The organism is Paenibacillus tritici, from assembly GCF_013204885.1.
Lineage (GTDB): Bacteria > Bacillota > Bacilli > Paenibacillales > Paenibacillaceae > Paenibacillus_AQ > Paenibacillus_AQ tritici.
The window spans coordinates 311,993-327,272 of sequence record NZ_JABMKX010000008.1; the positions used below are offsets into that span (position 1 = coordinate 311,993).

Genomic DNA, 15,280 nt, shown 5'->3' on the forward strand with positions numbered 1-15,280 from the left:
TGGGAGAAGAACATCTCGAAAATGTAATCCTGTGTAATATTATGTAACTAAATGTTCTTATATGAAGGAGGATAATTATGATAAAGCTGAACACGATCAGTTGTATGTATGCTTTGTTATTATTTATTGAATTGCAATTAATGGGGAATGTAAATAGATTGAGTAGGGTGACTGGTTTAGAATTCATTCTTGCAAATAGATTTATTTCAATTTTTAATATAATAATATTTATATTAGGTACAGCTTTTTTCGTTTTTTATACTAACAAGCATTTTAAAGAATCTAAATTAAATTATTTTACCGCAATTTTATGGCTGCCATACTTCGCCTTTTTCATATTTGTTTTCACCTCAATATGGCCAATTGATAATCCTGCTGAAAGGGTTCCTCCAGTACACGGGCTCCTTGCTACTGGAGCTGTTGTTATTTATCCTTTTTATATAACTTTTATAAATTTATTAAGTACTCTTAAATACAATTGATGTTTCTGCTACCACATAATTGTCCGAAACATGACGGAATAGGTTGTCCAGGAATAGTTGGAACACGTCAATGCCGCGAAGCGTTCATTTAGCCTTGACGGATGTTTCCAACCTGCGAAGCTATCCCCTAGCCCAGTAAACCCTTGCTGGACTTGCCACGCAGCGAGCGATGGGGTTCAGGAGAGAAATCTCCTGCGTGTTTCCCTCAGGGGGCGGAAGGGGGCAAGTATTTTCTAAATCCACCACAGCAAGTCGATCCTCAATATCCAAAAGATAGGGTGAAATCGCATAATCATAGGCTTTGGACTAGATCTCCATTAAAATGAGGACAACCCATCCCATCGACCTTTGGACTGGATAGATTGGCAATAACAATAATGCGATCAAGGCATCGTTGAACGTTGTACACATTCCGTCTACAAGAATTATGTTTTATTACTTTGCAAATATCTCATGTCTACATTTGGTCTACAACTCAGCCCCTGTCCGAAGATAACGGCACATAAGCTGCTACGAGTGTAGTTACAGTTTTGATGTCACACTAGAAGCCCCCCGTAACCGGGTCCCCTTCGGGTCAGCCTGATTATCTTCTTCCGTTGACCCCAGGCGGAGACCAGACGGCGTATCCCACTACTAGTTAGCCCCTATCCCTGTCACATGGGCGATGCAGGGTAGAAGCACGCACACAGATTATTAAGCTCACTCAATACTTATTATATAAGCGAATTCCTTTTAGCTAGTCCTATCACTTCAGATATTGGTATCACTTCATTTGGTACGACTCCGTTCATTGTAGCCCCCTTTACAGCAACTGCAATGACTTCGCTTACCTCATTAACAATAGGCCCACCGCTGTTTCCGCCATAAATAGTAGGAGTTATTTCATAACGCCTATGGGTAACTGTTTTATCACCGCTATTAATATGCATCCTGATGCCCCTTACAAAACCATTGTCCACTCTTATTTCTTGACCTCTTCTGTAATCTGGATAACCGACTAATTCAATAAGTTGATCTGTTTGTATGGCTTCACTATAACTAAAACCTTCTTTATTATGATCTAAGCTTTTTGATCTTAGAATCACAATGTCTTTTTCGGTATCAAAACATTCGATTCGCATCATATGAACATTAAAGTCCTTAGAGTTGAATCCCCTCACATAATAGGGTATTGGGATCAGCATCTCAAGTTCAATTGCACTTACTAAGTCTTTTAAAACGTGAGCATTTGTAACCATTCCAATTCCTTTTAATAAAAATCCAGTCCCTTGATTATGGTAGACATGTTCGAATTCAGTACTTTCTTTAGAAACCAACGCTACAACAGGCTTTTCCTGCTCAATCACAAAAGTATAATCTTCATACATTTTCCGTTTGTTAATCTGTTTTTCTACAGACTTAATAACCTTCTGCTCCGGAGATACACTATTAAAACGATTAGCTAATTTCAAATAAACTGGGTCGCTCTTACCTTTCACATGACCTACATGATTAATCATACCTCGCAATACTGAGAACATTTCTGGTTGATTTACTTTCGCTCTCTGTCGAAATGGATATCTACGAATAAAAATTTCTCTAGCAGCATCAAGATCATTATTGTTCTTTTCAATACAATTCAGTATGGAACGAATTCTGCGAATATATGTCCTGCTTACATTTAATTTCTCATTCACTACTATTCCAGTTACAGATTGATTACTTTGACGATCTTGTAACCTTATTTTTTGTTCATTCACATTAAACCCATTGTTTTCAATAATTCGTAATAACTTCTCACTTAATACTACATGACTATCCTCATTTAAAAACGCGATATTTCTAGGGAAATCCTTCTTATTTGTAGAGAATGTAATATCATCGGCATATCGTGTGTACTTAACCCCCTTACTTTCAACGGAGAGTTGTTTAAGTTCTTTATCCAAACTCTTAGCAATAATATTGGAAATAATCGGGGACGTCGCCGCCCCTTGAGGCAAAAAACCCTCTGGATGGCTGCATATATTCGCAAGAGTTGTGGCTACTACTCCACTTAACTTAAAGTAAGAAGCAAACATCTTCCTTACCCTAGCAAAAGATATACTTTCAAAAAAGTTCTCCAGGTCTATATTTAATACAAAAGATTTTTTTAAGTGTTCAGAAGCATTAGTGACAATACTTCGCTTTTCTATAAAACCATGTGCTCGGTTATGGGGATTGAACTGTAGAGAGAGGACATAGGCAAGCTTTTTTTGAAGAATTGCTAGGTTTGAGGAAGGAGAATGAATTGTGCGATAGCCACCACTTTTTTTGCTTATGGGAAATGATGTATAGTTATTTGACTTGTCCCTTATAAGAATTTTCCAAAGAAACTCGGTGGGAATTTCCAAAAGTAATGCTGCATTTCTACCTTTCTAAATCACCGCGTAGATACCATGTGAGACAATTGGATCCAACAATGAGAATAGTGCAGAGAGATGTGTAGATACATTAAAATATAAGATAGCGATTATCACCATCAAAAGTTCAAATACAACTTGTTTGCCTATAGTATTATACTCTATCTGAGCTCCCTCTGTCTCGTTTATTCAACATTTATATTCAAGATATTGGAATAGCATATACCAATAATCTTATACCATGAATTTACTGAAAAATTTTGTCGGAGCTTCATAATGCCATGAAAACTTGTAATACATTTTGTGTACATCAATTGTATATTATCCAAAGTTGTAGGATTTCCAAGTACATTCCGTACCTGCAGCGGTGTAGAAGCTCATATGTATCACCCCGAAAAAAGATTTTATACCGAAATCATTTTATAATGGCACATAAATCCTCATTAGGATTACCAAGGGCAATCCGCCAGACTTATTCAAAACATTCAACTCCTAAACCTGTAGTAATTAACACCAGTAAAGATTACCTTACGGGAAATTTATTACGACCTCGACGATGTGAAAAAGCCAGAGTTTTATCCTCTAGGTTAAAAACTCAATTCCTTTTAATTCAGCAATTCCTTTTCTTGCATTCTCTGGAGTCTGCGTCTCCCCAATTACTTTTACATAATCACCATGTTCACGAATAGACATTGAATCGATATCTGTACTATATACAAATTTCCAGTCAACACTTGTTTTTTCATCCTTAACCTTGAACCATCTTCTCAAAGAATCGATCGCATATATCCGCCCTATAATAAGCACTTCTCTTGTGTTCAAATCCTGCAAAGCGTTTCTAATAGTGTCGAACGATTTTTTTGTGACACGCAAATGCTCGTTCTCTGAAACTATTACTTCAAATATACCTTCCTTTTCATATAACCGTGTAATCGACAATAGGTGGTACAAACCTCTTTTCAGATCCAGCAAGCTCTCTCTTAACAATTCAAATAATGCCTGAGTATCTTTAGATTCTGCCAATGATAAGGACTTGTAAAAAAGTTCAAATGGGTATGTTGGTGAAACAAAGCCATCAATCTGACCTTCATTAGGTGTTAGAATAACCCTTATACTCCCCGCCCTTACATTAACTACTGGTTCGAATATACTATTATTTTTCCTGCGTACAGATTCCCTACCATAATAGTGATTATCGCCAGCATCTAAAAGAAATGATCTAATTGGACTCATAGTGTTAATTAACTTATTTAGTGTAATATGTTTCTCAGAATCAATCTTAATCTCTAGCTGCTTAATATCTAAATTATCACTTGAGTTTTGAGTTATAATCTCCACTCTTATTAGCCCAGTATCTACGGGGTCTAAACACTTAATTGTTATATCTTGAATAGGCCCTATTTCCTCTTTGTTATGAATAAACGCTATGTACTTATTATCTAAACCAATTCTATTATAAATTACAACTCTACAGTTATCATATTCGTTTGTTGGTTTACCTACTATAGGCTCGTTCAGCTCAAATGGTAGTACTACCTCATAGAAATTCACTTTACATCTAGCATCAACAAAAATGTCTCCTTTAAATATTACTTTATTTCCATTTATTGGAGACAACATTACTCCTTGTTTACTACTGGTGTTAATACCATAAAAAGATGAAATAGACTTAATTATCCAAATTCCTATGCATTCCTCATTTCGGTATTGATTTACTGTATAGTGCTCTTCTGATGGTTTTAAAATAAAATCAGACCACGCACCAATAATTGTAATGTTATCTCCAAAAGGGGCCTTAATGACTTTCTTTGCGTAACCAGCAAATATGTTCATCTTACCCCTCCTTGTAAAATAATAGTTGATCTTTATATGACTCTAAGTTAGTCCTAGTTTGATCAAGTTCTTGCTGGGTTAAACCCAACTTGACCCCGTATTCTAATAAACACTCTGCAACTTCAATTTCCCTAATACAAACTTCCGCAGAATTAATAGCGATATTTCCCCTTTTCTCGTACTGTATCGCATGGGCAAATTCTTCAAATATTGCGGCACAACCAGCGATGGTATCATGAAGTAAAATAAATATTGTACCATCTTCATCCATACTTGCTGCAGCCTCTGCTGGTATTGATTCTAAATAGCGTTCAATTTCCCTATCATCAGAACTCTTTAAAATTTTTATTGGTGGACGGTCGTATTTATTAATAACATAGGATACAAACTTGTTTTGCAGATGCAACAAGTACTGCCCCCCCATCTGTTCAAAATAAGTTATTTACATTAAACTAGTAGCTCATCAGTCTTTAAACTGTGGATATAACCTTTTGAGTTTGACTCGTGCATCTTCCGTAGTGAATTGCCAATCCACTCCTTTGTGAACAGCGTTTCGAGTCGTTTCCCATTCGGTTAGTTCGCTGGCTAGCTCTTCCATAGAGGGAATCCGTCTGGATAAACATTGGCTTGTCATAACGCTCAGCTCAATTTCAGCAATGTTTAGCCAACTGCCATGTTTAGGCGTGTAGTGGATCTCGAGCCGTTTGGCTAGACGCAGCGCCGTCTCGGGTTCAAAAGCTTCATATAACGAGGCAATGGAATGTGTGTTTAAATTGTCCATCACCAAACGAAGGGTCGGTATGCTCGGATAATGAACATCCAAGAGTTCCCGAACTTGCTCCGCCCATTCGATTTTGGTACGTCGTGGACGAACGCTGACATGCCGCCAGCCTGCAAGTGGTTCTGTGAAAATAAAGATACTACAGGTTCCATGGCGTACGTATTCGGAATCTTCTCTCAGCGGTTTGGCCGGTTTCATCGGAATAGGGTTACGCCTATCATCCAGCAGTTGGAAGGGTTTCTCATCCATGCAAATGACGGGACATTCTCTATCGTAGGGCAAATGGTAGACCTCTAGCACATCTTCCATGGCTGCTACAAACGCCGCATTCTGCTTTGGCGGGATACACCAACATTTACGAAGATGGGGTTTGAGTTCGTTTTTTTTAAATCCGATCCACCGTGTCGTACGAAATACTGTCAATGTACCCCAGTTCTACGGTCTTATCTGCCAACAGCCGAAGGGTCCACCGACTTCTTCCCACCGGTGGTGTACTGCAACTGAGCGCGATGATTCTCGCCTCCAATTCGCCAGTCACTTTTGGAGGATTGGGCGGAGTCAGTCTCTTTTTTCGTTCAAGCGCCGCCTTCATTCCGTTCACTGCAAAGGACTTGCGCACCAGATATACGGTGTTCGTATGGATGTGTAGCTGCTTGGCAATTTCTACATCTGTAAGTTTTCCGTCCAGTCGATTCTCATCTGCCCACAACAGAATTTGGGCTCGCCGAAGAGATCGTGCGGCCACCTTTCCTTTTGAGCAAATCTCCACTAATTCATTCTGCTGATTTGCGGTTAAGCAAACGGTATATTCACGGTTTCTCATAGTCGATACCTCTTTTTATCTCGACTATATCACATTCACCATATTTTAACTATTTTAAATCTGATGCTGTACTAGTACTTATTCTCAATCTAAGCTTATCTCTTTAAAATGAATATACAAGATTGCTCAATTTATGTATATAGTTTCTATTACATCCTTTTATCTCTTAAAGAGACCTACTAAAGTTCATTTCGAAATCTATTGTTTAGGTGACTATGCTGCAATGTAAAAAAGAACCACTTCGGTGCTGAAATGCCTTTTAGTTCCTTAATAAGGTCTCATTTATAGTATCATTACTGTACAACTAGAAATGCTTGTATCTCAGCAAATCGAGACTTTTATTCCCAATATTTAATACTTCGCCTCAACACTGCTCCTTATTTCTTCCAAGATCATTTCTAAAGAATGTTTCATCCTTCCATGTCCTCCATTAAAAAGACCATGCCTAAAAAATAATTAGGCACGGTGCTTCCGCTTGAAAAAGTTTATTATGATTTGTTAAAAAGCAGTACCGTCACATCTCATTTCGTACCATCAATATTAGGCACTCCACATGACTTGAGTAGTGATTGCTAATTTAGATAAACTTTTACATGGATGCTAGTAATCCCAATCCATACATAGTGCCATTAGTGCAGTGGTTAATTATCGACAATGGCAGCTATTTGTTTTTTGATATCCTTCTCGGTTTCGCCCTGTATAACATATAATTTAATTATATTTTTACTGTTATACTCTTCTATATGTTGATTAGCAGACTTTGTTAATGAATTATTGGTAACGAGTATTGTCTTTAGTTGTGTCAAGTTTGCAGTCTCAAGTATCTTCCGCACGTCGACAATACTTATAGCTCTCTTATAGTATTTACATACAATGACATACTCAACACCGCCGACATTCAACTTAAAATCAATGCCTTGGTCACTTCCCCAAATATTATACTCGAAGTCATATCCGTTTAAAGCATTTTTAACAACTAATTCGAATGCAAAAGCATTCATGATACTACTTTGAATTTCTTCCTCTCTTTTTTCTATATCTTGCTCTATTTGATTTTCCCTGTCCTTTTTCGCCTTAAAAAAAGTGCTATTTAAACCTAAGGCAGCAATAATAATTGATAGAATACTAATTATAGTCGAAAGAACTTTCATAACTAGGGAATTCGCTTCTTCTTTTTTAATAGGTTGTGGTTCCTTTATGGTTTTTCGAAGAGCATCTACCTTATCAAACAATTCTTTTCTTTGTTCAAGTGGTATAAATTTATTTTCAATAAATCTTCCAGATATCTGAATTAACAATTCGTTAGTCGTAAACGGATACGAAATATTATACTTTATTTCTTTCGCTTTAATAAGCGTATCAATTTCGGTTGCAGTAATGTTTTCCCTGTTATAAATTAGTTCTTGAATATCTTGTATGATTGCCTCATTTATTGCATTAACTTTCTCTGCCCTCATCTCGGCAAGATAACCTGGAACATAGAAAGCACCAAAATAAATAGTTAAGGCAATGCCCACTATACTGAAAATATTAGATAGATTTTTCTTTGACCACTCTAAAAATGTTTTAAGCATACCTACACAATCTCCCCTGAAAAATCTTCTGCCACGTATCTTTCATTATATTGGAGTAATTTAATAAACAAAAGAAAAATCCCCCAGCGGTCAGGAGATTGCTATTACAATTAGAATTCGTCCTTTTCTAAAACATATGTCCTCTGAATGCTATTCATGAATATTAAAACACTTCGTAATCAAAATTAAGTAATTTTATATAATTATGCGACACAGACCAACCTCATTTTTAAGGGGCGTTGCAAATACAGGGTTTCTTGATTAGTCTTTATTAATTTTCTCTATGTAATCATCCCAATCCTCTTCTTCATCCATTTCAGTTTCAGAAATATGTTCGGAGCAATATTGCTCCCCACCAGAGTATTCTAAATCACTTTCATGATAGACTACTTCTTCAGAACAGATATCACATTGTCCATAATCTTCACTCACTTTAAGACAGTGTTTACAGATATAATTACCTGAAAGATCTTCTTCGTTGTAATAACAATCTGTTCCTTTTTCAACTATCGGTAAAACCTTTGCTTCGTCAAAATCACGTTTACAACAAATACACTTTTCCATTTGAACGCCTCCAAAATACAAATTAAGTATCAGGTATATGAATACTTCTAGTACGTACTAGTCTATGGTAGTTGCATGTTTAAAGTTAGATGACTATAAAATGGACATCACAGGTTTTCAACTAGATATGTCCCGGCCTCATTGAATCCTTTGAATGTATTTATACTGGCTACTTCAAAACCTTCATCATCATATTCATATATAAAGGACAGAAAAGCTTCTCCATCCACATCCATTACAATGATGCCAATCCTCTGACCTTTTATCAACCAACATTTTTCAGGATACTTCGGCAATTGATTTCTACTTGGAATAAATCTATCAACATCTGTCTTCATAACTCTTTTAATATTTCCAGGCAAAATTAAATTATCTTCAAATTCAATTGTTAATGTCTTAGAGTGATATATATGAAACTCTGGCAAGAATGATAAAACTTCGCCATCTTCTATATAATGATATGCTGCATCATCGAAAAAATCTTTTGGCAATGGAAAATTAGCTTTGGGATTATGAAAAACTTCTAGTCCTTCCCCCCAAGATTCATCAATACGATTATCGAGATCGTACTTAAATTCTTTAGGTCTTAAAGCCTTTGGATCAAAGTCATAACATACCCCTTCTCGGTACATCTTTATAAAGCTACTAACACATCCGTAATAGTAACCCATTCTTTTAAATTTAGCCGTTGTTCCGCTGTTAGTAAATATAATTGCACTGATATTTTCAGTGTAAGGCTGTTGAAAAAATACGGATGGAATAACTTTGTTTCCCGATCTGTGCTCATTAATATCGCTCTTATTTACCGAATCTCGACCCTCTTCGTCAATATGAAGTTCATGCCTTATTCCATATAGATACTGTATTAATGCATTGCTTGTAAAACTCAATGAATCTTCTTCATGAAATGCTTCTATAGCTAAAACAAGAGGAATATCTTTACAATGATTAAGTTCCCAATACTTTTTATTTAGCTTTGAAAAAAGCGGGCTTCCAAATTTTATGGGTAGCTCATTACGCAATTTTTCATATAACTCCTCTAAAGTTAAATCTCGATGAGCTTTCTTTCCGTCCATAATTTGTTTCCTATCTACAGTTGAATTTACTGTTGTAGCTTCAATAGCAACTTTATATCCGTCACGTTCTACTATAAAATCAGGCCGATCATAATCGCGATTAAGTTTATATCCAGCCTCCAAAAAGTAGGAGGACAAGTATAACTCAAAGACTCGGGCGTCAAAACCAGTAGTCTGAAATTGTTCTAAAAAGTTTCCATCAATATCATTGAAAAATTCAAATGCTTTATTCATCATTACTCTTGTTGGTTCATTCAATGCACCATCTTTTAATATTGAAAAGTTTCTATTCAGCTTATCCATAGGAACAATAGGCTTAAATAAATCTATTGACATACTATACTCTCTCTCCTACAAACAAATTTCCTCATACTCTTAATTTCCTAGCTGTTTCAAACATGGTTAAACCATTAAAAATATTTACCAGCCTCAACATCATCCCCAACATTAGCACTAAAAAGGCAAACCATCATCAATAATTACATTTATGCTTGCTAACCTTGTATATAAATTGTCTAATACTATCTTTTGTTTATACGGTTCTAATCTCACTATTAGTTGATAAAAGTCTTTAACATGACTTACATTTATATCACGTTTACTATCAAATCCATATCCGCCTTTTATAAAACATCTAACTAATTGAGAGTTATCCTGTATATAGGTTTCAAGCGAACTGTTACGAATCAGAACACCCAATCTACTAAGTATAACGTCAATGTCATTAATTGGGTCGTACTTATCATTATAGTAAGATATATGGCTAACTAAAGCGTCTGCAAAATGTTTATATGACTCTTTCTCTATTCTCGAAAAGTTTATTTCGCTAATTATTCCCGCTGATATGAACTGAGAAATCTCGTTAAATGATTTGAATCTCTCAGTAGGATTGATTTTAATCATTTTATCTACGATGTAATTAAATTTAAAATCTGTTTCCTTTCCCAAATCTCTAAGAATGTTTTGAAATAGTTTACCCACAAAATATATTTCTGTTTGGTGACTATATATCCCCTCCAATTGAGTTTCATTAGGCAATTGGGAAACTGGCCAATTAAGGAAGATACTTCTCCCTCCTATTTCTTCAACCTCTAATTTTTTGCCAAATCCAAAATCAATGATTTTCACGTTTTCATCTTTGTCTATTAAAATATTAGATGGTCTAATATCCCTATGTAGAATTTTATTTTCTTCTAAATACTCAAAGGCATATATAATCTCTTTAAAAATTGTTGCCCAGTCCTTACCTAACTTCGATTCGAATTTATCAATAGAAATCCCTTCTACATACTCCATCTGTAAGTAACCTGATTTGGCTTCTGGATACAGGTAGTAATTATATATCCTCACTATATTAGGATGAGATAATTTAAATAAAATCTTTATCTCATCAACAAAACGTCTAAATGTATCATCAGTATCATTAGAACCTTTTGGCGAATACTTTTTAAAGGCAAATAGCATGTCGGTCGTTTCATCTTTAAAGAGATGAGCATCTCCAGTACCTCCCGCACCCAAAGGTGAGAGATGTCTAAAGTTTTTCATACTATTAAATTTCACTATTTCGCCTGGCTGCAACACAATTTATCCCATCCCTTTATTATTAGTTTCTTTCTTTTGACCATTTCATCTGCGGAATAGCAGCATTTAACACAGAAGCTAACCACAATAATTCACTAACCTCTAAAACAACTTGAGCAAGAGGCATCTCTCCTTCATACTCCCGTAATCGTGCAACAGCCGTTTCTAAATAAGTTTGGCTAAGACTCTCAGGAACGCTCTTCGCCTGCATAAGCGTAAGAGCAATGATTTGATCAAGAATTCGGCTATATTCAGCCTCTGCTTCCTTAATCGTGAGTTGATACTCCTTCCAGCCGATATCAAGACCAGAAATCCGAAGAATAACACCTTCACATTTTGCTACCCATTGTTCGCCATGTTCATTCTCGTAGTATGAGAAGTAAGAGTCATTTTGCTTTCCCAGAGTCCAAACAGGGGGATTTACACCTTGAATGTTTATACGAAGTTCAGCCGACAACTCTATCAACTCCTTCAAGATATTGGAATGTTATATGGCAATATTCTCATACCATGAATTAACTGTCAAAAGAATTGTCGACCGCTTCATACAGAGAGCTTTATTACATTTCAGCTACTACGTTCTTCTCATACAAAACCTCATCCGCATTCGTAAATTGCACCGTCACATACACATTCTTCGTCTCCCTCTGCACGACCACCTTCGACACAAATTTACTCACGATCTGATGCAATATTTGCGGATTCTGAACCTCTGCATCCAGCAGACCAATTAATGTCTGAATATCATATTTCACAGACGCGATGTATTCCTCTGGAACATCGAACTCTCGTAGCCCTTCCGACACTGCCGCATGCTCTGCCTTCTTCTCCATCAACTCCGTCTTCATCTCATCCAGCATCTCCTGATGAAACGACTTTCCTTTCCCTGCGTTCATGTCACCTACAACCGCATCTACACGTTTCTCCAAAAATGTGATCTCAGCCGCAAGGCTCGATACTTGAGCAATGACATGCTTATTCTTCTCGTTATGGTACATTCGGATCTCTTCCTCTAATTGATTATCCATAGACAATCGCAGCAGCGTTGTTCTGATCTTATTAGTCACAACCTCTTCCACACGTTCCTTTTTCCAGCCCACATATGAGCAGAATTCCTTGCCTTTTCTTAGATAGCCGCCGCAAGTATAATATCGGTGTCCGCCGTTCTTACTGCGTGTGGATGCAGAGTTGCCAACCATTCGCGAGCCGCATTTGTCGCAGACCATGATGCCACGCAGCCAGAAGGGCGATGCGATCTTGTTGCCAAAGGGCTTATGAGTTTCACCTCCACCATTGTTGCGTCGCTTGGCAGCAGCCTGGCACTGTTCAAAAAGCTCCTTCGTAATCAACGCTGGGTGAGCGTTCTCGGTGATGATCCATTCGGAGCGGTCTCTCCACTTTTCACCCTTGGTTTGATAGTCTTGCTTATTCCACACTTTGCTTCCGATATACGATTCATTAATAATGATTGCACGGATGGTACTGGCCGACCATGTTCCGCCTTTTTGCGTAGGCACCTGCTGTTGATTCAATTCGGATGCGATTTTATGATAGCCTTTGTTTTCAAAAGCGTACTGATTAAATATCCACTGGATAATATCAATCTCTTCAGGTGGCCCTTTGTGTGGATTATTTGGGCACAAAAAAAGCAGGTACACCGTCAATCCGGCATACCTACTTTCGATTGGTCTTTCTTATTCGAACATTGTGAGCCTAAAAAGCTCCAACACTGACCATTCCATTAACCCTAACATTGTTATATTCATCTGAGTCCTTTGATACCAAGATATCGTTCTCACGCTACAACCTCAGGACGGGAGATATGAAAGAAACAATACTCCCTGTAAGGGTCTTCCTGATGTAATTCACTATACAGTTTCAACATTAAGAAAATGCTCCTGAACTTCATCCCATCGAATCTTAGGCACCTCTTGCTCATCAATAACAAGCATTATAGTATATCGGTAAATATCTTCTATACCACGTTCTTAACCTTTCTTTAACAACATCTCAATTATCTTTCTTGTCTCCCCATCATCTGGCTCAGCTTCGTCCCATGAATGACCATATAAACGATCGGTACTTTTTATTAAAAAATCGAATTCCATCCAACGTTCTTCAATCACTAACTTGAAAATATAAGCCAATCTATTTACCATAAATTTATTCAAAGTTTTCATATCTTCTTCAGAAAGCTGATTGTTGGGTGTTGCATGCATATCTTCAATAGGACCGTTCCTGAAAGCGAAATGTGCAACCGCCTTTGAGATCATTGTCAAATTTTTCTCATCAAGTAATTGAAGTTTAATCTTTTCATTCATTTCTTTTGCATCTTCTGAATTAGCCATTAGAAAATCATCAAGAATAGAACCTCTAATAGAGATCCCAAACTTCTTTCGTCTATAGGTGATTTGTGATTCCTTTACTTCAAACAGCTGTGAAATCATTTTGTCTGTTTTTCCCTCATCTATAAACATTGTTTTTAGCTTTTCTGGTGTTAATTCATTAAGAGATAACAATTCGCCAGAACCCTTTCTTACCTTAAGTTCTTCAAAAATCCCCATGCAGAACCACCCCTAAATCTATTTTAATTCTTCAAACTGCCTTTTCTAAAACGTGTTACTCATTAAAAACAGACATCCAAGAAGGTATTTGATTACTACGTTTTATTTTCCTGCAATTAAGAAAAAACTCCTCCATGAACTGGCTGTACCTTCTCGTATTCATGGCTGTTCACGTAGCACAGAATAAACCTTATGAGAGAGACTTATGCTATTCATGGGCAGCGCTGTTCGAAAACCCAGTGTTATCAAGGATTTTCAACCACACTGTAACCCTGATTATCTCCTGAAAACATAAAAGACACCGATTAAGGTGTCTTTTACTGATACTCCATATGGAGCCGAGGGGAGTCGAACCCCTGTCCGAAGATAACGGCACATAAGCTTCTACGAGTGTAGTTACAGTTTTGATGTCACCCTAGAAGCCCCCCGTAACCGGGTCCCCTTCGGGTCAGCCTGATTATCTTCTTCAGCTCACCGCAGGCGGAGATGAGACGGCGTATCCCACTACTTGTTAGCCCCTATCCCTGTCACATGGGCGATGCAGGGTAGAAGCACGCACACAGTTTCTTAGGCTGCGAAAGCGTAGTTGTTTTGTTGTTTGCCGTTTAATAGGCTTTAGCGTTGATGAAGCGGACGCGTCCCCACTACTCGCTACTCATGCTCGAACTATCCCCGTCGAATCCAAGAACGGCCCCTCATTAGAAAGGGCGCTTCGGATTAACGGATCAATCACAAGCATAAATGCTGATCCGGTTCACAGCGATCTTGATCAAGATGGCTGTTCAGAAGCAATAAGTTTACTTACACAGTATAGCACATTTATCAACACTTTAACACGTGGGTTAGAGGAATTGAAGGTCGAATCTGGAACAATTGGGCGGCTGGTGGTTAATAACCTAGCGGGCGATCTTCTGCTTGTCGCGCAGGACACGCTGGATATCACGCTGAGCATCACGCTTCGCGGCGGAATCCCGTTTATCATATTCCTTCTTCCCTTTACCAAGACCTATCAAGAGCTTAGCATAGCCATTGCGTACATAAATCTTCAGCGGCACAATGGTGAAGCCATCGCGTTTGGATGAGCCGAGCAGCTTGTGGATCTGCTCCTTATGCATAAGCAGCTTCCGTGTACGCGTCGGATCAGTAGGATTAGCGCGGTTCCCTTGTTCAAAAGGGCTGATATGCATATTGTGAATATGAATCTCGCCGTTCCGGATGGTAGCAAAAGCATCGCCAATGTTAGCGCGGCCGTTACGCAGCGATTTGATTTCTGTACCTGTCAGAACCAAACCTGCCTCATAAGTATCCTCAATGAAATAATCATGGGAAGCTTTTTTGTTCTGGGCAAGCACTTTCCCGTCTGCTTTTTTACCCATGAAAGTCACTCCTTGAATCGAATTCCCGGCCCGTCATGAACGGACATCAGGTCTATATTGTATCAAAAGTCAAGCAGGCAGTGCAAGGAAGGATCACCCTATAGCATAGTAATCCATAGTAAACATTTTGACATACGGGTGTCAGGAAGCGATCGTGTGGAACAATATGAATTATAATTTTAACAAGTAGAAACGGCAGCGCCGTCTATTTTCTTATCTGTTTAAAAAAGCACTGTCCCCGTAAGGAA

At 37.7% G+C, this 15,280-nt stretch carries 13 protein-coding genes and 1 other RNA gene; 1 reads left to right on the plus strand and 13 read right to left on the minus strand.

Features of this window, described 5'->3' with window-relative positions; translation table 11 throughout:
- The first annotated feature begins 77 nt into the window (after window positions 1–77).
- Complete coding sequence (locus HQN87_RS16510) at window positions 78–482, plus strand: hypothetical protein (RefSeq protein ID WP_173135575.1); 405 nt, start codon at window positions 78–80, stop codon at window positions 480–482.
- A 713-nt stretch (window positions 483–1,195) separates the two neighbouring features.
- On the opposite strand, the gene HQN87_RS16515 is transcribed toward HQN87_RS16510, so the two are convergent.
- From HQN87_RS16515 to smpB, 13 genes are all read right to left on the minus strand, one after another.
- Entirely contained in the window at window positions 1,196–2,851 is a 1,656-nt protein-coding gene (locus HQN87_RS16515; RefSeq protein WP_173135578.1) for a reverse transcriptase domain-containing protein, read from the minus strand.
- 591 nt (window positions 2,852–3,442) lie between these two features.
- Window positions 3,443–4,693 (minus strand): hypothetical protein, encoded by a 1,251-nt coding sequence (locus HQN87_RS16520; RefSeq protein WP_173135581.1) that lies wholly within the window; start codon window positions 4,691–4,693, stop codon window positions 3,443–3,445.
- Window position 4,694: 1 nt separating this feature from the next.
- A complete protein-coding gene (locus tag HQN87_RS16525; RefSeq protein WP_173135584.1) occupies window positions 4,695–5,102 on the minus strand; it encodes a hypothetical protein in 408 nt (135 codons plus the stop codon).
- Window positions 5,103–5,156: 54 nt separating this feature from the next.
- A protein-coding gene (locus HQN87_RS16530; protein WP_436836472.1) for an IS630 family transposase occupies window positions 5,157–6,297 on the minus strand; the annotation gives its coding sequence in 2 pieces (ribosomal slippage) (window positions 5,157–5,874 and window positions 5,873–6,297; 1,143 coding nt in all).
- Between the two features lie 641 nt (window positions 6,298–6,938).
- The gene (locus HQN87_RS16535) at window positions 6,939–7,871 is read right to left on the minus strand and encodes a restriction endonuclease (protein WP_173135590.1); all 933 of its coding nucleotides are present in this window, start codon (window positions 7,869–7,871) and stop codon (window positions 6,939–6,941) included.
- 261 nt (window positions 7,872–8,132) lie between these two features.
- Window positions 8,133–8,435 carry a hypothetical protein gene (locus tag HQN87_RS16540; RefSeq protein WP_173135593.1) on the minus strand — a complete coding sequence of 101 codons (303 nt, stop codon included), beginning with the start codon at window positions 8,433–8,435 and terminating at the stop codon, window positions 8,133–8,135.
- A gap of 107 nt (window positions 8,436–8,542) precedes the next feature.
- A complete protein-coding gene (locus tag HQN87_RS16545; RefSeq protein WP_173135596.1) occupies window positions 8,543–9,847 on the minus strand; it encodes a glycosaminoglycan attachment protein in 1,305 nt (434 codons plus the stop codon).
- Window positions 9,848–9,964: 117 nt separating this feature from the next.
- Complete coding sequence (locus HQN87_RS16550) at window positions 9,965–11,092, minus strand: protein kinase family protein (RefSeq protein ID WP_173135599.1); 1,128 nt, start codon at window positions 11,090–11,092, stop codon at window positions 9,965–9,967.
- Between the two features lie 22 nt (window positions 11,093–11,114).
- Window positions 11,115–11,549 carry a hypothetical protein gene (locus HQN87_RS16555; protein ID WP_173135602.1) on the minus strand — a complete coding sequence of 145 codons (435 nt, stop codon included), beginning with the start codon at window positions 11,547–11,549 and terminating at the stop codon, window positions 11,115–11,117.
- A gap of 103 nt (window positions 11,550–11,652) precedes the next feature.
- Window positions 11,653–12,750, minus strand: a complete 1,098-nt coding sequence (locus HQN87_RS16560; RefSeq protein WP_367272736.1) for a recombinase family protein — start codon at window positions 12,748–12,750, stop codon at window positions 11,653–11,655.
- 330 nt (window positions 12,751–13,080) lie between these two features.
- A complete protein-coding gene (locus tag HQN87_RS16565; protein WP_173135605.1) occupies window positions 13,081–13,656 on the minus strand; it encodes a hypothetical protein in 576 nt (191 codons plus the stop codon).
- A 330-nt stretch (window positions 13,657–13,986) separates the two neighbouring features.
- Window positions 13,987–14,351, minus strand: a transfer-messenger RNA (tmRNA) gene (gene ssrA, locus HQN87_RS16570).
- A gap of 201 nt (window positions 14,352–14,552) precedes the next feature.
- On the minus strand, window positions 14,553–15,032 hold the full coding sequence (smpB, locus tag HQN87_RS16575) for an SsrA-binding protein SmpB (protein ID WP_039296783.1): 480 nt from the start codon (window positions 15,030–15,032) through the stop codon (window positions 14,553–14,555).
- Window positions 15,033–15,280: the final 248 nt, after the last annotated feature.

Coding starts and splice junctions, on each gene's coding strand:
- HQN87_RS16510 (WP_173135575.1), top strand. CDS start 78: ATGATAAAGCTGAACACGATCAGTTGTATGTATGCTTTGTTATTATTT.
- HQN87_RS16520 (WP_173135581.1), bottom strand. CDS start 4,693: ATGAACATATTTGCTGGTTACGCAAAGAAAGTCATTAAGGCCCCTTTT.
- HQN87_RS16535 (WP_173135590.1), bottom strand. CDS start 7,871: ATGCTTAAAACATTTTTAGAGTGGTCAAAGAAAAATCTATCTAATATT.
- HQN87_RS16540 (WP_173135593.1), bottom strand. CDS start 8,435: ATGGAAAAGTGTATTTGTTGTAAACGTGATTTTGACGAAGCAAAGGTT.
- HQN87_RS16545 (WP_173135596.1), bottom strand. CDS start 9,847: ATGTCAATAGATTTATTTAAGCCTATTGTTCCTATGGATAAGCTGAAT.
- HQN87_RS16565 (WP_173135605.1), bottom strand. CDS start 13,656: ATGGGGATTTTTGAAGAACTTAAGGTAAGAAAGGGTTCTGGCGAATTG.
- smpB (WP_039296783.1), bottom strand. CDS start 15,032: ATGGGTAAAAAAGCAGACGGGAAAGTGCTTGCCCAGAACAAAAAAGCT.